The following is a 16,749-nucleotide window of genomic DNA, read 5'->3' as shown; positions in this document are numbered from 1 at the left end:
CAACCCCGGAACTTTCTCCCGGCGTGGCAGTTCCTCGTCTCTCAAACAGGGGGCGAGATCCGATGCGAGAAACAACTGCGCCGATGGCTTTCAGGAAAAGCTGGGGCGCCAATTTCATCAAAGACGATGTTGCAAGGTTCAGCCTGTGGGCGCCTGACGAGGCCGCTGTCGACCTCGTGCTCGACGGTATCACCCACGAGATGCGGCGGCTTCATGGCGGATGGTTCGAAATCTCGGCGAAAGCACGCGCGGGCAACCGTTACTGGTTTCAGCTTTCTGACGGCACGGCCGTCGCCGATCCGGCGTCCTCGGCCCAGGAGGGCGAGGCCTCCGGCGCTTCGATCCTCGTCGATCACTCGGCCTATAAGTGGCAAAGCACCTCCTGGCGCGGTCGGCCTTGGGAGGAGACGATCATCTCTGAGCTGCATATCGGCTGCTTCACAGGGGAAGGCACTTTTCGCGCGGCGATCGAGCGTCTTCCGGATCTGGCCCAGGCCGGGTTTACCGCCGTCGAGATCATGCCCGTCGCGCAGTTTCCCGGCGCCCGCGGCTGGGGCTACGACGGCGTCCTGCACTACGCGCCGCACAATGCCTATGGCACGCCGGATGATCTCAAGGGCCTCGTGGATGCGGCACACTCGCTCGGCCTCATGGTCCTCCTCGACGTCGTCTACAACCACTTCGGACCCGAGCAGAACCACCTCGCCCGCTATGCCTCACACTTCTTCAACAAGGATCGCCCCACCCCCTGGGGCGCCTCGATCGCCTTCGAAGAAGACGCTGTCCGGCGCTATTTCATCGAGAACGCGCTCTACTGGCTCGGCGACTTCCGCTTCGACGGGCTGCGCCTCGATGCGACCGATCAGATCCGCGACACGAGCAAGCCGCATTTCCTGGTCGCACTGGCTCACGAGCTCCGGCAGACCTTTGCCGGGCGCGAGATCCATCTCGTCGTCGAGGACGCCCATCGCCGCAGAAGCCTCGTGGCGCGGGATGCGAACGGCGTGCGCCCTCTCTTCGATGCGGCATGGAACGATGACCTCCACAACGCTCTCCATGTCATCGCGACCGGAGAGACCAACGGCCACTATCGGCGCTTCGCCGAAGACCCATGGGGCGACCTTCTGGCCGCCATGACCGAAGGCGTCGCCCTACGGGCGAAGGAAGATGACTTATCACCCTTGCGGGCTGACGCGGGGGTGCCGCCGCAGGCGAGCGTGAATTTTCTGCAGAACCATGACCAGATCGGCAATCGCGCCTTCGGCGAACGCCTGGTATCGCTCGTCAAGGAGGAGCGGCTGCGCGTGATGACGGCGATGCTGATGCTCGTGCCGCAGATTCCCCTGCTTTTCATGGGCGAGGAGTACGGCGAAACCCAGCCGTTTTATTTCTTCACGGACTATGAAGGCGAAATCGCCGAGGCCATTCGGCTGGGCCGCCGGGGGGAAGCTGAGAATTTCGGCGGCCTCCCGCCGGGCAGGACTGTCGAGGATTTGCCCGATCCGCTCGACGCGCAGCAGTTTGCCGAATCGAAGCTGCGCTGGAGCCGCGCCGCGAGCCCGGCCGGCAAGCGGCAGCTCGCTTTCACACGCGAGCTCGCCGAGATCCGTGAGCGCCATGTCGTGCCTTTGCTCGCCGGCACCGCCTTGCCGCAGTACCGGACATTTCCGACGGAGGAGGGCGTGATTGCCATCGAGTGGCAGTTCGAGGAGGCCTTGCTTGAACTGCGCGTCAATCTTTCGGAGGAAACGAGGATAATTCCCGCGATCCGCGGCCAACCGATCTTCGCGAGTGAAGCACCCGAGAGCAGCACTGCGAGCGGGAACGAGTTGAGCGGTCCGGGCATTATCGTGGCCGTGGCGCGCTAGATCAGCATCGTGGGAACAGCCCCTATACCTCGTGGTTAGTATGAACAACAACGAGGAGGGAGGAACGATCCTCGAAAAGGGATGCCGAAAGAAACTGTGAAACTCGGTCCGGCACTTTCCGGCGAGCACGCGGACGCATCTACGATCGTCGCCTTGAGGCGGCAGGCGGAGGGCTGCGAGCGCTGCGACCTCTACAAGAATGCAACGCAACTCGTCTTCGGCGAGGGCCCGGCAGATGCGCGTGTCGTGCTCGTCGGCGAGCAGCCCGGCGATCGCGAGGATCTTGCCGGGCATCCTTTCGTCGGACCGGCGGGCCGCGTTCTCGACGAATGCCTCCACGAGGCGGGCGTCGATCGCTCGGACTGCTACGTCACCAATGCCGTCAAGCATTTCAAGTTCGAGCAGCGCGGCAAGCGCCGGCTCCATTCGCGCCCCAATGCAGGCGAGATCCAACGTTGCGCCTGGTGGCTCGGCGCGGAACTTGATCGAATTCACCCGGAAATCGTCGTCGCCCTTGGCGCGACGGCGCTGTTCTCGCTGCTTGGGCGCAGCGTCGGGGTCACCCGCAACCGCGGGGAAGTCATCGGAACGCCCGACGGCTACCCAGTGCTCGTCACGATTCACCCGTCCTATCTCCTGAGAATTCGCGACGGTGGCGACGCCGCCGCGGAACGGGCACGCTTCGTGAAAGACCTTGCCAAAGTCGCAGCCCGGATCGGCTAGGGACCATCGTGATCCAGTGCGTCTCTCCCAAAGCCGGGATATCAGGATTGCCGGTCGAGCTTTGGATAGTGGCGAAAGACGCAGGACTCGTTGAAGGACAACCGCCGATCCGAGGCTAGATAGCTGCCAATCCTCGGCCGCGCCGCAACGGCGTCGTGCAAGGCGATCAGCGCGGGAATGTTGACCTCAAAGCCGCCCATTGCTTTGGGAAACGCGTAGCGCAGGCCTTCTATCACCTGGAAGAGCGAAAGATCGACATAGCTCAGCCGGTTGCCGACGATGTGTTTGTGCCCCGTCGGATTCTGGACGAGCACACGTTCAAAATAGCCAAGGAACATCGGTAGACGCTCCGAGAGAAAGTTGGCCGATCGCCGCAGCGCCTCCGGTTTCTGCTCCTCGTAATAGAGCGAGACACCGATGGGGTGGTGCGTGTCGTGGATTTCCGCAACGAAATCGGTGATCGTCAGTTGCAGGCCGTTGGCGGCGTATCTGAGGTCCTCCTCCTCGGGGGCAAGGCCGAGCCGCGGGCCGAGATAGAGCAGGATGTTGGCGACATGAGATATGATGCGGTCGCCGTCCATCAGGAACGGCGGCGCGAGGGGCACCGTCGCGCCGCCTGCGTCTTTCATCAGTTTCAACATTGCCGTCGTGCCGCCGGGCTCGCGCGCAACATCGACGTAATCCGCGCCGGCCTCTTCGAGCGCCAGGCGTACGAATTCGCCGCGGCCGGGAATGCCATCCCAGTAATAGAGTTTGTAAGCCATGGAGAGTCCCCGTCTGTGATATTTCATTTGGGCTCGCGGCCGAAATCCTTTCTGAGCTCGTTCTTCGCCTTTTCGAGCACACCCTTCTGCTTGCGGCTCAATCCCGCACCTGCCCTGTTGACATAGAACGTCAGCATCGACATGGCAGAGCGGAATGGGCTTGATTTGCGGCGATCGCTCTCTTCCGCCGAGCGTTTCAAGGAATGCGCGATCTCCTTGGGATCCTCCAATTTGAAAACTCCGGGCTCAAGGTCCAGCGCGTCGCTATGCTCGGTCACCTCCTGCGACCATTTGTTTTTCTTCTCATGCTTTTTGCTCATCGTCGTTCTTCCATGGTTTCCATCAGAGCGCTTCGACCTATCTTCAACTGAAGCCTGCGGAATTCGTTCCGTCCGAGGAGAAGTTCCGATGAAGATCGATGAGTTGATGTTTGCCGAGAGCGACGGCGTGCCGAACAACCCGCGCCTGCCGGTCCTCGTCTACAATCGCGCGATCGACGTCTCGGGCGACGCCGCGCGGGACTTCGAGATGCGCTTTCACGCCAACGACTGGGGCGCCCTCTGGCGCAACGGCGTCTTCGGCTACCAGCATTATCATTCTCAAGCGCACGAGGTTCTAGGCATTGCCACCGGCAGCGCAAGGCTTCTGATCGGCGGCCCGGCGGGTCGGGAGTTGGAGGTCGCCGCCGGCGATGTCATCGTCCTCCCCGCGGGAACCGGCCATCGTCGGCTCATGGCGAGCAATGATTTCTTGGTCGTCGGCGGCTATCCACCCGGACAACGGGGAGACATTCAGCGCCCTCCCACAACGGAGGCCGACCGCGAGGCAATCGCTTCGGTGCCGCTGCCGCGCCTCGATCCCGTGCTCGGTGCTGATGGTCCCGCCGTCACGGTCTGGCGGCGCGCCGTGCGCGCCTGAGCCTGAAGCCTTTCAGCGCAGCCAGACGGGCAGATCCGAGGCCTGCCGGCAGCCCGGTACCCGCTCTTTCAAGCCGAGCGTTTCCCACGCGAATTTTTGCGCGGCAATCCGCGCCATCTCCTTCGTCAGATAGATATCCGGCAGCACATAATCCCTGGCGCCGCAACAGAGGAGGGCCTTATGGCTCAACAAGTCGAAATGAAGCTCAAGGGTTTCTTCGAAATGCATGGACCACTCCCCAGATGATGCGGAGAAACGACGATCTCGGCGGGAAGTTCCAATTGCCGTTTAGATCGGAAAGGCTTGCATTCATCGGACCCTGAGAAGGCGGTCAGGACCTTGAGAAGGCGGTCATCGCAACGAGCATCGCGCGGAACTAACGGCCCCGTTCCGGAGTTGGAAACAGTTCTGGGAGGTCAGCCATGAGCAGGAACAAGTACGAAAGCCCACGATCATCGGCCGCGCGTCCACTCGATCCCGCCAGTATCGATGAACCGATCGATGCGTGGGAGCGGAAGCCAAGAAGCTCGCAGCCGGAAATCCGCAAGGAGCTCGACGATTTGCGCGAGCGCATAGACCGGCTCGAGGCGGAGATCGATGCGATTGCGACGGAGGCTCATACAGCCGTCGGTACCCTGCCCGGCGCCGACAGGCTCGAGACAGCGAGAGACGTGGTCGCCGACAAGCGCAGCGAGATACAGCGCTTGACGTCCCGGCTACAGGAAATTGAACGGATGCTGGGGAAATAGGCGGATACAGGCGCAGCCCTCATCCCGTCAAAACACGGTCATCCAAACGCCGCGCCAAAAGAGCGAGTTCGGGTCGTCGAGGTCCTCGCCATCGTCGCCGTCGACGAGCTTCCTGAATTTCACGGGCGTCGCCTTAGGATCAGCAGCGGTCGGCCGGCGGCGCTCTTCATGCTCGGCTTCGGCGTTCGCCCTTCTGATTGCAAGCATAGCGAAATCCTTTCCTGCCGGGGGTAACCGTCTGTCGGCGGAAAGGGTTCCCTTCAGCCACTTATGGGCGCACATCCACCGCTCCCACCTTGCCCGTTGCTTTCGCAACACATTCAACGAGTCCGGGCGGAGCTCATCCTCAGTTTTGCCGGCGCCGTTCTCTTGGCCCCGTAGACTGCTATAAGAAGGTCGTGCCGCAAGCTTTCGTGCGGTATAAATATTCGTTTGCTTTGGAATCGAGAGACACCAGGCCTTCGCCCGACGAAGCCATGGCGAACGGAAGTTGCGGCTTCGAGAAGACATGTCCGGGAGAAGTAATATGGACCAGGAATTGGACCCGCCGATCGTCGGGATCGGAGCTTCGGCAGGTGGTGTCCAGGCTCTGCAGACTTTCTTCGACCTCATGCCATCCGACACGAATGCGGCCTTTGTCGTAATTGTCCACCTCGATCCCAACACCAGAAGCGAGCTGGCGAGCATCCTGGCATCACGCACGCAAATGCCAGTCACACAGGTCGAGGACCGGGCTCGCCTCGAAAGCAACCATGTCTACGTGATACCACCGAACCGACGGCTGAAAATCGCCGATGGCACTATCGCCGCGCTCCCGTTCCAAGAAGAAGCGCGTTCCGCGCGCGCTCCAATCGATCTTTTCTTTCGATCGCTGGCCGAGGAACACGGAACTGGATTTGCCGTTGTACTGACCGGCGCCGGGGCCGATGGGACAGTCGGCGTCAAGGCCATCAAGGAAGCAGGCGGCATCGTGCTCGTGCAGGATCCCAACGAGGCGGAATACGCCTCAATGCCTCGGAGTGCCATCGCCACGGAGGTCGCGGATGTCGTGCTGCCCGTTCGCGAGCTGCCCGAGCGGCTGGCCGAACTGCTCGCCAGTCGCGAACATCTTCCCTCCGGCCGTGTGCGCTCCGACGAGCATGATCTGATCGCGCGGATTCTGGCGCATGTGCGCGGCCGAACCGGACACGATTTCTCCCAGTACAAACGCGCGACCATACTGCGTCGCATCTCCCGGCGGGCGCAGGTCACCAGAAAGGAATCTCTTGACGACTACTTCAGCTATATGCGCGAGAACCCCGAGGAGGCGCAGGCTCTATTCAACGACTTCCTGATTTCGGTCACGACGTTTTTCCGCGATCCGGCGGCGTTCAAGTCGCTGGCGGAAAACGTCGTTCCGCAACTGTTTGACGGAAAGGAGGCCGGCGACAGTATCCGGGTCTGGGTCGCGGGCTGCGCCAGCGGCGAGGAAGCCTACACGATCGGCATCCTTCTGCTCGAGGAGGCGGCACGCCGAGGCTTCTCGCCGGAAATCCAGGTCTTCGGCTCCGACCTCGATACCCGGGCTCTTGGAATTGCGCGCGAAGGGCGATACCCCGCGACAATCGAAGGCGATCTGACTGAGGAACGATTGCGCCGGTTCTTTCAGCGGGAAGGCAATCAGTACCGGATACGCCGTGAGCTGCGGGAGGTCGTCCTCTTCGCCAACCACAGCCTGCTTAGAGACCCGCCCTTCTCCCATCTCGACATGATTTCCTGTCGGAACCTTCTGATCTATCTCGATCGGCAGCTTCAACAACAGGTGTGCAGCACGTTTCATTATGCCCTCAACCCCGGCGGTTTCCTCTTCCTTGGATCGTCGGAAAGTGCTGAGCACCCGGGAGGGCTCTACCGCACGGTCGATCGCGAGTCACGCATCTACCGGGCTGTGGCAGGCAACGGTGATCGCCGCCCGGTTCTGCCGGTACTGCTTGCCACCCATCAGCCGGAAAGGGCACCGACGATCGCGCGCCCACAGGCGCAGGGAGGCCACATAGGCGACGCGGCCGTGCATCGCCAGATGCTGGAAAAGATCGCGCCGCCGAGCATGCTGGTGGATGAAAGTCATCACGCCGTTCATCTTTCCGAAAATGCCGGCCGATTTCTCCGACCGTCGGGTGGGCCTGTCAGTACCGATGCCACGGATCTCGTGCGCGAGGAGTTTCGTTTCGATCTGAGGGCGGCCCTGCATCGTGCCTTCGAGCGTAACGAGGCCACTTTGAGCATGCCGATCCTCGCCGAGCTCGACCGGGAGCAGCACCGCGTCTACCTGCAAGTGAAGCCCGTCGTTCAAGGAGCCGATCGCACGCGGTATGCCCTGGTGCTGTTCATCGAAGGCGAGACGATCGACAAAACGGAGGAAGTCGTTCTGGAGACGCTCGATGGGCGCGCGACCATCAATCAGACGATCCGCCAATTGCGGGAGGAATTGCAACTCGCCCACAACCGGCTTCGCGCGATGAGACAGGAGTCCGACACTGCCACCGAGGACTTGCGGGCGGCCAACGAAGAGCTTCAATCGATGAACGAGGAATATCGTTCAACGGCGGAGGAACTCGAGACGAGCAAGGAAGAACTCCAATCCATCAACGAAGAGCTGCAAACGGTCAACAACGAGCTCAAACTCAAGTTGGAAAGTGTATCGCGGGCTCACAGCGACCTGCAGAATCTGATGGCGGCCACCGACATTGCTACGCTTTTCCTCAGCCCGTCACTCCGTATCCAGCGTTTCACGCCGCGTCTGATGGAGATATTCAGTGTAACTGCGAGTGACGAAGGACGGCCGATCACCGACTTTACCCATCATCTTCAATATGACCAATTGGCCGATGACGCACGTTCCGTGCTGGAGAAACTCGCCCCGATCGAACATGAGGTGAAGAGCCGCAACAACGGCTGGTATCTTGTGCGGATGCGGCCCTACCGGACCATCGAAGACAAGATCGATGGCGTCGTGGTGACCTTTGTCGACATCACTGAGCGTCGCCACGCCGAGGAGGCGGTGAGGCAGAGCGCACAACGCCTCGATCAGGAGATGCGGCTCGTCGAACTCTCACGCTCACCCATATTCGTCTGGGAATACGACGGGGGAGTCACGCAGTGGAACCGCGGCAGCGAGGAGCTCTACGGCTACACGAAAGAGGAGGCCCTCGGGAAAAGAAAGGAGAAGTTGCTCAAGACGATTGTCCCCGGCGCGTCATTCGAGGCGCTCAGGCAGTCCCTTCTCGAAAAGGGTCGCTGGAGCGGCGAGTTGCGTCACACCACGAAAGATGGTCGTGTTCTGACCGTTGAAAGCCATCTCGAGCTCATGCCTCTCGGCGATCGCCGCCTCGTTCTTGAGAGCACGCGCGACATCACCGATCAGAAGCGTTGGGAGCGGCGGCGACAGCTCCTGCTCGGTGAAATGAGCCACCGCGTGAAGAACACGCTCGCGGTTGTGCAATCGCTGGCGCGCCAGACGCTGCGCACCGCCGATTCGCACGAGGACTTCGTCGAACGCTTCGACGGGCGGCTCTCGGCACTTGCAAGCTCTCATAAGCTTCTCGTCGATTCCGAATGGGCCGGTGCCGAATTGGCCGCTCTGGCCCTCAGTCAGCTCGAGGCTTATGCAGGTGGCGATCCGCGCCGGCTGAAAATCAAGGGGGACTCGGTGACGCTGGCGCCGGAAATTGCCACCCCCTTCGGTCTTGTCCTCCACGAACTCGCTGCGAACGCCGCGAAATACGGCGCTCTTTCGACACCGCAGGGACGTGTAACGCTAAGCTGGAAGCTCAACCAAGGGAACAACGGCCGTCGGCTGACCGTTGTCTGGAAAGAACGCGGCGGGCCACCAGTCGAGCCCCCGGCCAAACAAGGCTTCGGTGGTGTTCTGATCGAAAAGGGTCTGCCGGGCGCAGCTGCCCAACGTGATTTCGAGCGCGAAGGCGTCGTTTGCACGATGGAGATCGAGCTGCCGGAGATTCCGGACAATGGATCGGAGTTCTGAGGAGAACCAGTCCTTCCGCGGCGCCAGAATTCTGGTGGCGGAAGACGAGATTCTGATAGCGCTCGACATCGAAGCAACATTTCGGGATGCGGGCGCCGTTATCGTAGGCCCGTGCATGACGCTCTCCGACGCCCTGGAGGCAGCCAAGAGCGAGTCCCTTTCCTTGGCCATCCTTGATATCCGCCTCGGTCACGTGACGACCGAGGATGTCACCGATCTGCTCGTGAGACGAGGCATCCCCTTCCTGTTCTACAGTGGCCAGAAGTTGCCCGCCGGAATGCGAAAGAAATGCGGCAGTGCGATCTTGGTGTACAAGCCGGCCAGCCAACAGGAACTCCTGGACGCAGCCGCGAAGGCGCTGGCTGCCTGAAGCAATTCCAGGAAAAGGCGGTAACGGTTTTCCGTCCGGAATTGCGTTACCTCCAGCAAAAAGCTCACTTCCGTTCAGTGGCGATGGATGAACTTGCAGAAGCGGCTTGTTTGCCCGTCGTCGGTCATATCCTGATGAAGGAAGGCCAGGTTCTCCTCGTCGAAGATCTTGAAGAACTCATCCCAGGAGATCTTCTCCAGCGTGTCTTCGGGTTTGCCGAAATCAATGCGAAGGAGACCACCACCGCCCTCGGTTGCGTCCTTCACGCGCGCCGGCCGGCCTTTGCGGGCCTCTACCCAATTGCGGATCGTGTCGTGGTCAACAGTAGTCATCGCAGCGGTCATCGGAAGCTCCATGAACTGGGCGATCGCAACGGTTCCGGATCGCTCCAATCCGGAGGGCGATCTTTACAGGCAGAAAGTGGGACGCACAGAAAGTGCCCCATTCCGGCTCTGATCTCTAAATCGATCGCTGCAATGATTGTTCCCGCGGCCCCTTAGCGCCGGAGGCGGTCGCCCGATCGAGGCAGGTTTGCCTCGGCCTCGCCACTATCCCGCTCCCAACCGAACACGCTGCGCCCGCCGAAACGCGCCGAGTCGCGGAACTCACCCGCGACGATCTCCTTGAGGTCCGGACCGGTGACGTAGCGCTCAAGCCGGCGCGATTGATCGTCGAGCCGCTTCAGCGCTGCGAGTTCCTCCTCCCGTCCGAGTCGGCCGTTCATGACCGCCGATTTCATGACGCGGATCGTCTCGTCATAGACCTTCAACGGCACGGGAAACGGATGCCGGTCCTTGCCGCCATGGGCGAGCGAGAAGCGGGCGGGATCGGAGAAGCGGCACGGCGCGCCGTGAACCACCTCGGCAACCATCGCGAGCGCCTTGACCGTCCGGGCGCCGACGCCCGGCACCAGAAGCAGGTGTTCGAAATCCTTCGGTCCGCGATCGGCGGCGGCGGCGAAATTGCCGTGCAGGCGTCGGAGATTGACGTCGCTTTCAAGCACCTCGTGGTGGGCAGGCATGACGAGGTGCGGCAGGAATGGTTGCTCCGCAGCCGCCGGACGCTCGGCACGCGATTCGATCGAGGCGATTTCGCGCAGGAGTCCGTCGGGCCCGAGTGACTGGAGAAGATCGAGCTGTGCCGCCCGCGATGGGGCGGCGCGTCGGTCGGCGAGATTGACGATCTCGCCCTGTCCTCTTCCTTCGATGGCGGCGTGCGGCGAATCGACGAAGCTTTCGAGCCCTTCCGAGAGCCAGTGATAGCGCCGCGCCTGGCGCCGGTCACCGTTCATGCCCTGCTGAACGACGACCCATTTGGCGTCGTCGGTGACGATGAAGCCGTGCAGATAGAGGTCGAAGCCGTCCTGAACGGCGGCGCTGTCGACCTTGGCGACGAGCCGGCTCGCTTCGGCAAGCGCACTGCCGTCGAAGCCGACGCGATCGCCGACCGATACGAGTTCGCCAGGCGTCTTGCGGGAATGCTGGCCGCGACCGCCGCAGACATGAATGCCGAGCTCGCCGGCACGCGGTGTCAGTCCACGCTTCAGCGCCCCGATGACGCTGGTGGTGATGCCGGACGAATGCCAGTCCATGCCCATGACGGCGCCAAAGGACTGGAACCAGAACGGATGCGCCAGACGCCTTAGGAACTCGTCGCGTCCGTAGTGCTGGACGATCGACTCGGTGATCAGCGCGCCGAGCCGCGTCATGCGGTCACCCAGCCACCGCGGGACTCGCCCGCCATGCAGCGGAAGATCCGCTTTGCCTGCCCTTTGCGCCATGATTTCTTCCGTTGACTTCTCGACGGGTAAGCTAACACGGCTCGCATTGGTGCCGGAAGCGCTTCATGCGTGCGAAAGCCGCAGCATTGGTCATGGGGGTGGCATTGTCAGCACGTCTTGCATAGGATGAGGACGACTGGAAGCGACTGGTGTATCGATTGACGTCGGATGTCAGCTTTTTCGCGCGCGGCGCTGTCGAAGTGGCGGCGGACCTGATCGGCGCCGAATTCACGGTCTCGGGCGTCGGCGGCATCATTGCCGAAACCGAGGCCTACCTGCCCGATGATGCCGCGTCGCACAGCTTCGCCGGCGCCACGCCTCGGAACCGCGCGATGTTCGGCCCGCCGGCGCACGCCTATGTCTATCTGTCCTATGGCCTTCATTGGTGCCTGAACTTCGTCTGCCTGCCGGGCAGCGCCGTGCTGATCCGCGCGATCGAGCCCAAATGGGGTATAGAGACGATGCAGGCGCGAAGGGGCGTTCGGGAAGAGAGGCTGCTGTGCTCCGGGCCGGGACGCGTCGGCCAGGCGCTCGCGATCAACAGGGAGCAGGACGGTCTGCCGCTTTATGAAAAGCCGTTTCTTCTCAGCCTGCCGGTGAAGCGGCCGCCGATCTCCTCCGGGCTTCGCGTCGGGATCACCAAGGCCGTCGACCATCCCTGGCGTTTCGGGCTTGCCAACTCGCCCTTCGTCAGCCGCAAATTCTAGCTCGGGGAAAATATGCGCGGTTTCCCCGCATCCCGTGCGAACTACTTAGAATCGATCACGTTGAGGAACACTGTCAGGCCAATCAGAGGGAGACGACCAATGACGAAATCGAATGTGGGCTTCATCGGGCTTGGGCTGATGGGCCAGGGCATGGCGGCGAACATCCTGAAGAAGGGCTGGCCGCTCTTCGTGATGGCACATCGCAATCGCGCACCCGTCGATGCGCTTGTCTCTGGTGGTGCGAAGGAGGCAAGCAGCCCCCGTGAGATGGCCGGGCAATGCGACATTATCGTCCTCTGCGTCACCGGCTCCCCGGAAGTGCTGTCGGTCGTGGAAGGCCCGGACGGCATCGCGAGCGCCGGCAAGACGGTTACCATCGTCGACTGCTCGACCTCCGATCCCTCCGTCACGACCAAACTTGCCAAGGATCTTGCCGAGAAGGGGATCACTCTCATCGACGCGCCGCTCAGCCGCACGCCCGCCGACGCCGCCGCCGGCACGCTCGACGTCATGGTCGGCGGCGCGGAGGAGGACGTGCGTCGGGTCTGGCCGTTGCTCGAATGTTTTGCCGGCCGCATCGTCCACACCGGCCCGACCGGCACGGGCCACACGATGAAGCTGCTCAATAACTTCGTGTCGATGGGCTATGCGGCGCTTTATTCCGAAGCGCTGATGCTCGGCCGAAAGGCCGGGCTCACGCCAGAGGTTTTCGACAGCGTCATCCGCGGCGGCCGTATGGACTGCCCCTTCTACCAGACCTTCTTCCGCTGGGTGCTGGAGCGCGATCGGAACGCGCACAAATTCGCGATCCGCAACGGCTTCAAAGACATGAGCTATCTGGCTGCCTTCGCCAATGCCTGCGGCGCAGCGAACCCGATGGGTGCCGCCGTCCGGAATTCCTTCGCTCAGGCGGTCGGTGCGGGTCGGGGCGAGGACTACGTGCCGATGCTGTCGGACTTCGTGGCCGAGGCGAATGGAATCAAGTGACCGTCGTTCGACGAACTCGATGCTCATTCCGGCGATGACAGGATTCCATCATCGCCGGAATACAATCTTGCAGGAATGAAATAGTCGCTCCCGCCTCGATCTTTGACTGATGCCTCCAGACTCGCGAATGTGTCGACCGGAAATGGAACAAATGTTCCGATTTGCCGCGACAGCCAATCCAAATGTTCCTGGAGGACACCCGCGATGACCGCCCTTCCCTTCGCCCTCAACCATATGGCCGCACCGGGCCTGCCGCTCGATGCCTTCTTCGCGCTCGCCAAGTCGCTCGGCATTTCCGCCGTCGAAATCCGCAACGACCTTGCCGGCAATGCTATTCTCGATGGGACAAGCCCCAATGAGGTGAAGGCCCTTGCGGAGAAGCACGGGCTGACAATCATCTCGATCAACGCCCTGCAACGCTTCAACGAGTGGAACGAGGCACGGGCAGCAGAAGCGCGCGAGCTTATCTCCTACGCCAGCGATTGCGGCGCGAAGGCGCTGGTCCTGGTGCCCGCCAACGACGGCAGCGGCAGGGGGGACGGCACCCGGCAAACGAATCTGCGTCAGGCCTTGAAGGCGCTGAAGCCGTTGCTGGACGCCGCCGGCATCATCGGCCTCGTCGAGCCGCTCGGCTTCGAGATCTGCTCGCTTCGCTCCAAGGCCGAAGCGGCCGAGGCGATCCGCGAAACCGGCAAGACGAGCTTCCGTCTGGTGCACGACACCTTCCATCATCACCTTGCCGGCGAAGAGCAAATCTTCGCGGACCTGACCGGCCTCGTGCATATTTCCGGCGTCAGCGACACGGAGGTGACGGTGGCCGACATGCGCGATCCGCACCGGGTCCTGGTCGATTCCGAGGACCGGCTCGACAATGCCGGCCAAATCCGCCGCCTGCGGGCCGAAGGCTACGAAGGACCCTTTTCCTTCGAACCCTTCGCTCCCTCCGTACACGAACTCCGCGATCCCGCGGCAGCGCTCCGCGAAAGCATGGACTATCTGCGGTCGCGGACCTGATCAATCGATGCAGGAAAGAGCGCAACTCCGCGCGGGCGCCGTAAGACGCTCTTGACGATGCCCGCATAAAATGGAATACATATTCCGTAATAGCAAACCACTGGTTTGTTTGTTCCGTTTTCACCGGAGGCGCAGCGGGAGTGCCGCTTCCGGTACGAACTCGATCTCGAGAGGATCGCGTTTCCGGCTGGAGAAGGTGTCGCCGGCACCAATGTGGAGGAGAAGAAATGAAGAAATTTGTCTTGGGCACTGCGATGGCCGTCCTCATGTCGACGGCCGCGCATGCGGAAACCATCGGCGTTTCGATGGCGCTCTTCGATGACAACTTCCTGACTGTTCTGCGCAATGGCATGCAGGATTACGCCAAGACGCTCGACGGCGTGGAACTGCAGATCGAAGACGCGCAGAACGACGTTTCAAAGCAGCAGAGCCAGATCCAGAACTTCATCGCCGCGGGCGTCGACGCGATCATCGTCAACCCGGTCGACACCGATGCGACCGCCGCCATGTCGAAGATCGCGGCGGACGCCGGCATCCCGCTCGTCTATGTCAACCGCGAGCCCGTAAACATCGACTCGCTCCCGGAGAAGCAGGCCTTCGTCGCGTCGAACGAAGTTGAATCCGGCACGCTGGAGACGCAGGAAGTCTGCAAACTGCTCGGCGGCAAGGGCAAGGCCGTCGTGATGATGGGCGAGCTCTCCAACCAGGCAGCGCGCATGCGCACCAAGGACATCCACGATGTTCTCGCCACCGATGCATGCAAGGGCATTGAGATCGTCGAAGAGCAGACCGCCAACTGGTCTCGCACGCAAGGGTCCGACCTCATGACCAACTGGCTCTCGGCCGGTGTTGAGTTCGACGCCGTTATCGCCAACAACGACGAAATGGCGATCGGCGCCATCCAGGCGCTGAAGGCTGCCGGCCGCTCGATGGACTCGGTCGTCATCGGCGGCGTCGATGCCACCCAGGACGCGCTTGCGGCGATGGCTGCCGGCGACCTCGACGTGACCGTTTTCCAGAACGCCGCCGGCCAGGGCAAGGGCTCCGTCGATGCCGCTCTGAAGCTCGCCAAGGGCGAACCGGTCGAGAAGAAGGTCTACATCCCCTTCGAACTCGTAACGAAGGAAAATCTCGACAAGTACCAGGCAAAGAACTGACCCTTCGCCTTGGGAGCGCGGGTCAAGCCGCGCTCCCTGTTGAACAGTCCGCGCGTGGCCCTCGCCGGCCGACAAGAAGGCATGCTCCGCCCGCCGTGTGGACCTCCGGCCAATGCCCGGAAAATGGGGAGGCAATGAGAATGACACTCAGTCCCACAACGATGGCAGCCGTGCGCGCCAGTGGCGCCATACCCAATGCCGAATACCTTCTGACCGCCGAAGGCGTGCGCAAGGAATTTCCAGGCGTCGTCGCGCTCGACGACGTTCAGTTCAGATTGAAGCGCGGCACAGTGCACGCGCTGATGGGCGAGAACGGCGCCGGCAAGTCGACCCTGATGAAGATTCTCGCCGGCATCTATCACCCCGACCAGGGCGAGGTGAGGCTCAGGGGCGTCGACATCCGGCTGAAGTCGCCCCTCGACGCGCTCGAAAACGGGATCGCGATGATCCATCAGGAACTGAACCTGATGCCTTTCATGACGGTCGCCGAAAACATCTGGATCCGCCGCGAACCCAAGAACCGCTTCGGCTTCGTCGACCATGCCGAGATGCGCCGCATGACGGCGAAGCTTTTCGAGCGGCTGAAGATCAACATCGATCCCGAAATCGAAGTGCGCCATCTCTCGGTCGCCAACCGGCAGATGGTGGAAATCGCCAAGGCGGTCTCCTACGAATCCGACGTGCTGATCATGGACGAACCGACGTCAGCCCTCACGGAACGCGAGGTCGCGCATCTCTTCGAAATCATCCGCGACCTGCGCTCGCAAGGCATCGGCATCGTCTACATCACCCATAAGATGAACGAACTGTTCGAGATCGCCGACGAATTCTCCGTCTTCCGCGACGGCAAGTACATCGGCACGCACGCCTCGAGCGAGGTCACCCGCGACGACATCATCCGCATGATGGTCGGCCGCGAGATCACCCAAATGTTCCCGAAGGAAGAGGTGCCGATCGGCGACGTTGTTCTGTCGGTCAAGAACCTGACGCTCAACGGCGTCTTCCACGACGTCTCCTTCGACGTGCGCGCCGGCGAGATCCTCGGTGTCGCCGGGCTCGTCGGCTCCGGCCGCTCCAACGTAGCCGAGGCGCTCTTCGGCGTCACACCGGCAAGTTCGGGGACGATCTCGATCGACGGCAAAGAGGTCGTCATCGACACTCCCACCACCGCCATCCGCCATCGCATGGCGTTCCTGACCGAGGACCGCAAGGATACCGGCTGCCTGCTCATCCTCGACATTCTCGAGAACATGCAGATCGCCGTGCTCCAGGACAAGTTCGTCAAAAGCGGTTTCGTCAGCGAGAAGGACGTCACTGCCGCCTGCGAGGAGATGAGCCGCAAGCTCCGGGTCAAGACGCCGAACCTGCAGGAGCGGATCGAGAATCTCTCGGGCGGCAACCAGCAGAAGGTGCTGATCGGCCGCTGGCTGCTCACCAATCCGCGCATCCTCATCCTGGATGAACCGACGCGCGGCATCGACGTCGGCGCCAAGGCGGAAATCCACCGCCTTGTGACCGAGCTCGCCAGAAACGGCGTCGCCGTCATCATGATCTCGTCGGAAATGCCCGAGGTACTCGGCATGAGCGACCGGATCATGGTCATGCATGAGGGCCGTGTCACGGGCTTCCTCGACAGGGCTGAAGCCACCCAAATCAAGGTCATGGAACTTGCCGCGCGCTAGGCGCGA

Annotated in this window: 17 protein-coding genes; 11 read left to right on the top strand and 6 right to left on the bottom strand. The window is 62.0% G+C overall.

What is annotated here, in order from left to right; genetic code table 11:
- The first annotated feature begins 62 nt into the window (after positions 1 to 62).
- On the top strand, positions 63 to 1,868 hold the full coding sequence (treZ, locus tag M728_RS19040) for a malto-oligosyltrehalose trehalohydrolase (protein WP_026621420.1): 1,806 nt from the start codon (positions 63 to 65) through the stop codon (positions 1,866 to 1,868).
- An 81-nt stretch (positions 1,869 to 1,949) separates the two neighbouring features.
- On the top strand, positions 1,950 to 2,591 hold the full coding sequence (locus tag M728_RS19035) for a UdgX family uracil-DNA binding protein (RefSeq protein ID WP_026621419.1): 642 nt from the start codon (positions 1,950 to 1,952) through the stop codon (positions 2,589 to 2,591).
- 41 nt (positions 2,592 to 2,632) lie between these two features.
- On the opposite strand, the gene M728_RS19030 is transcribed toward M728_RS19035, so the two are convergent.
- A complete protein-coding gene (locus M728_RS19030) occupies positions 2,633 to 3,355 on the bottom strand; it encodes a glutathione S-transferase (protein WP_026621418.1) in 723 nt (240 codons plus the stop codon).
- 23 nt (positions 3,356 to 3,378) lie between these two features.
- Positions 3,379 to 3,675, bottom strand: coding sequence for a DUF3175 domain-containing protein (locus M728_RS19025; protein ID WP_026621417.1), 297 nt, complete (start codon positions 3,673 to 3,675; stop codon positions 3,379 to 3,381).
- An 88-nt stretch (positions 3,676 to 3,763) separates the two neighbouring features.
- Between M728_RS19025 and M728_RS19020 the strand changes: the two genes are divergently transcribed.
- Positions 3,764 to 4,273, top strand: a complete 510-nt coding sequence (locus M728_RS19020; protein WP_026621416.1) for a cupin domain-containing protein — start codon at positions 3,764 to 3,766, stop codon at positions 4,271 to 4,273.
- 12 nt (positions 4,274 to 4,285) lie between these two features.
- Here M728_RS19020 and M728_RS19015 read toward each other — a convergent pair whose 3' ends face one another.
- Positions 4,286 to 4,501, bottom strand: a complete 216-nt coding sequence (locus M728_RS19015; RefSeq protein ID WP_026621415.1) for a hypothetical protein — start codon at positions 4,499 to 4,501, stop codon at positions 4,286 to 4,288.
- 194 nt (positions 4,502 to 4,695) lie between these two features.
- On the opposite strand from M728_RS19015, the gene M728_RS19010 reads away from it, so the two are divergent.
- Positions 4,696 to 5,022: a hypothetical protein gene (locus M728_RS19010; protein WP_026621414.1), complete on the top strand. Its 327-nt coding sequence runs from the start codon at positions 4,696 to 4,698 to the stop codon at positions 5,020 to 5,022.
- Positions 5,023 to 5,049: 27 nt separating this feature from the next.
- Here the strand turns inward: M728_RS19010 and M728_RS19005 are convergent, their stop codons facing one another.
- Positions 5,050 to 5,229: a hypothetical protein gene (locus tag M728_RS19005; protein WP_026621413.1), complete on the bottom strand. Its 180-nt coding sequence runs from the start codon at positions 5,227 to 5,229 to the stop codon at positions 5,050 to 5,052.
- Between the two features lie 319 nt (positions 5,230 to 5,548).
- On the opposite strand from M728_RS19005, the gene M728_RS19000 reads away from it, so the two are divergent.
- Positions 5,549 to 9,046, top strand: coding sequence for a chemotaxis protein CheB (locus tag M728_RS19000; RefSeq protein WP_026621412.1), 3,498 nt, complete (start codon positions 5,549 to 5,551; stop codon positions 9,044 to 9,046).
- Positions 9,030 to 9,416 (top strand): response regulator, encoded by a 387-nt coding sequence (locus M728_RS18995; protein WP_026621411.1) that lies wholly within the window; start codon positions 9,030 to 9,032, stop codon positions 9,414 to 9,416. The genes M728_RS19000 and M728_RS18995 overlap by 17 nt, the downstream gene beginning before the upstream one ends.
- A gap of 74 nt (positions 9,417 to 9,490) precedes the next feature.
- On the opposite strand, the gene M728_RS18990 is transcribed toward M728_RS18995, so the two are convergent.
- Positions 9,491 to 9,760, bottom strand: coding sequence for a hypothetical protein (locus tag M728_RS18990; RefSeq protein ID WP_139015788.1), 270 nt, complete (start codon positions 9,758 to 9,760; stop codon positions 9,491 to 9,493).
- Positions 9,761 to 9,912: 152 nt separating this feature from the next.
- Positions 9,913 to 11,196, bottom strand: coding sequence for a DUF763 domain-containing protein (locus M728_RS18985; protein WP_026621410.1), 1,284 nt, complete (start codon positions 11,194 to 11,196; stop codon positions 9,913 to 9,915).
- Between the two features lie 149 nt (positions 11,197 to 11,345).
- Between M728_RS18985 and M728_RS18980 the strand changes: the two genes are divergently transcribed.
- The 5 genes from M728_RS18980 to M728_RS18960 all read left to right on the top strand — a co-directional run bounded on the left by M728_RS18980 (position 11,346) and on the right by M728_RS18960 (position 16,743).
- Entirely contained in the window at positions 11,346 to 11,903 is a 558-nt protein-coding gene (locus M728_RS18980; RefSeq protein ID WP_026621409.1) for a DNA-3-methyladenine glycosylase, read from the top strand.
- 99 nt (positions 11,904 to 12,002) lie between these two features.
- Positions 12,003 to 12,890 carry an NAD(P)-dependent oxidoreductase gene (locus tag M728_RS18975; RefSeq protein ID WP_026621408.1) on the top strand — a complete coding sequence of 296 codons (888 nt, stop codon included), beginning with the start codon at positions 12,003 to 12,005 and terminating at the stop codon, positions 12,888 to 12,890.
- Between the two features lie 204 nt (positions 12,891 to 13,094).
- The gene (locus M728_RS18970; RefSeq protein WP_026621407.1) at positions 13,095 to 13,904 is read left to right on the top strand and encodes a TIM barrel protein; all 810 of its coding nucleotides are present in this window, start codon (positions 13,095 to 13,097) and stop codon (positions 13,902 to 13,904) included.
- A gap of 227 nt (positions 13,905 to 14,131) precedes the next feature.
- Positions 14,132 to 15,061, top strand: coding sequence for a sugar ABC transporter substrate-binding protein (locus M728_RS18965; protein ID WP_026621406.1), 930 nt, complete (start codon positions 14,132 to 14,134; stop codon positions 15,059 to 15,061).
- 140 nt (positions 15,062 to 15,201) lie between these two features.
- Entirely contained in the window at positions 15,202 to 16,743 is a 1,542-nt protein-coding gene (locus M728_RS18960; RefSeq protein ID WP_026621405.1) for a sugar ABC transporter ATP-binding protein, read from the top strand.
- Positions 16,744 to 16,749 lie beyond the last annotated feature (6 nt).

The organism is Ensifer sp. WSM1721, from assembly GCF_000513895.2.
Taxonomy (GTDB): domain Bacteria; phylum Pseudomonadota; class Alphaproteobacteria; order Rhizobiales; family Rhizobiaceae; genus Sinorhizobium.
This window is presented reverse-complemented; position numbering and strand designations above follow the sequence as displayed.

What these genes read in the sequence shown, in the direction of transcription:
- treZ (WP_026621420.1), top strand. Translation starts at nt 63, where the DNA reads ATGCGAGAAACAACTGCGCCGATGGCTTTCAGGAAAAGCTGGGGCGCC.
- M728_RS19035 (WP_026621419.1), top strand. Translation starts at nt 1,950, where the DNA reads ATGCCGAAAGAAACTGTGAAACTCGGTCCGGCACTTTCCGGCGAGCAC.
- M728_RS19030 (WP_026621418.1), bottom strand. Translation starts at nt 3,355, where the DNA reads ATGGCTTACAAACTCTATTACTGGGATGGCATTCCCGGCCGCGGCGAA.
- M728_RS19025 (WP_026621417.1), bottom strand. Translation starts at nt 3,675, where the DNA reads ATGAGCAAAAAGCATGAGAAGAAAAACAAATGGTCGCAGGAGGTGACC.
- M728_RS19020 (WP_026621416.1), top strand. Translation starts at nt 3,764, where the DNA reads ATGAAGATCGATGAGTTGATGTTTGCCGAGAGCGACGGCGTGCCGAAC.
- M728_RS19015 (WP_026621415.1), bottom strand. Translation starts at nt 4,501, where the DNA reads ATGCATTTCGAAGAAACCCTTGAGCTTCATTTCGACTTGTTGAGCCAT.
- M728_RS19010 (WP_026621414.1), top strand. Translation starts at nt 4,696, where the DNA reads ATGAGCAGGAACAAGTACGAAAGCCCACGATCATCGGCCGCGCGTCCA.
- M728_RS19005 (WP_026621413.1), bottom strand. Translation starts at nt 5,229, where the DNA reads ATGCTTGCAATCAGAAGGGCGAACGCCGAAGCCGAGCATGAAGAGCGC.
- M728_RS19000 (WP_026621412.1), top strand. Translation starts at nt 5,549, where the DNA reads ATGGACCAGGAATTGGACCCGCCGATCGTCGGGATCGGAGCTTCGGCA.
- M728_RS18995 (WP_026621411.1), top strand. Translation starts at nt 9,030, where the DNA reads ATGGATCGGAGTTCTGAGGAGAACCAGTCCTTCCGCGGCGCCAGAATT.
- M728_RS18990 (WP_139015788.1), bottom strand. Translation starts at nt 9,760, where the DNA reads ATGACCGCTGCGATGACTACTGTTGACCACGACACGATCCGCAATTGG.
- M728_RS18985 (WP_026621410.1), bottom strand. Translation starts at nt 11,196, where the DNA reads ATGGCGCAAAGGGCAGGCAAAGCGGATCTTCCGCTGCATGGCGGGCGA.
- M728_RS18975 (WP_026621408.1), top strand. Translation starts at nt 12,003, where the DNA reads ATGACGAAATCGAATGTGGGCTTCATCGGGCTTGGGCTGATGGGCCAG.
- M728_RS18970 (WP_026621407.1), top strand. Translation starts at nt 13,095, where the DNA reads ATGACCGCCCTTCCCTTCGCCCTCAACCATATGGCCGCACCGGGCCTG.
- M728_RS18965 (WP_026621406.1), top strand. Translation starts at nt 14,132, where the DNA reads ATGAAGAAATTTGTCTTGGGCACTGCGATGGCCGTCCTCATGTCGACG.
- M728_RS18960 (WP_026621405.1), top strand. Translation starts at nt 15,202, where the DNA reads ATGACACTCAGTCCCACAACGATGGCAGCCGTGCGCGCCAGTGGCGCC.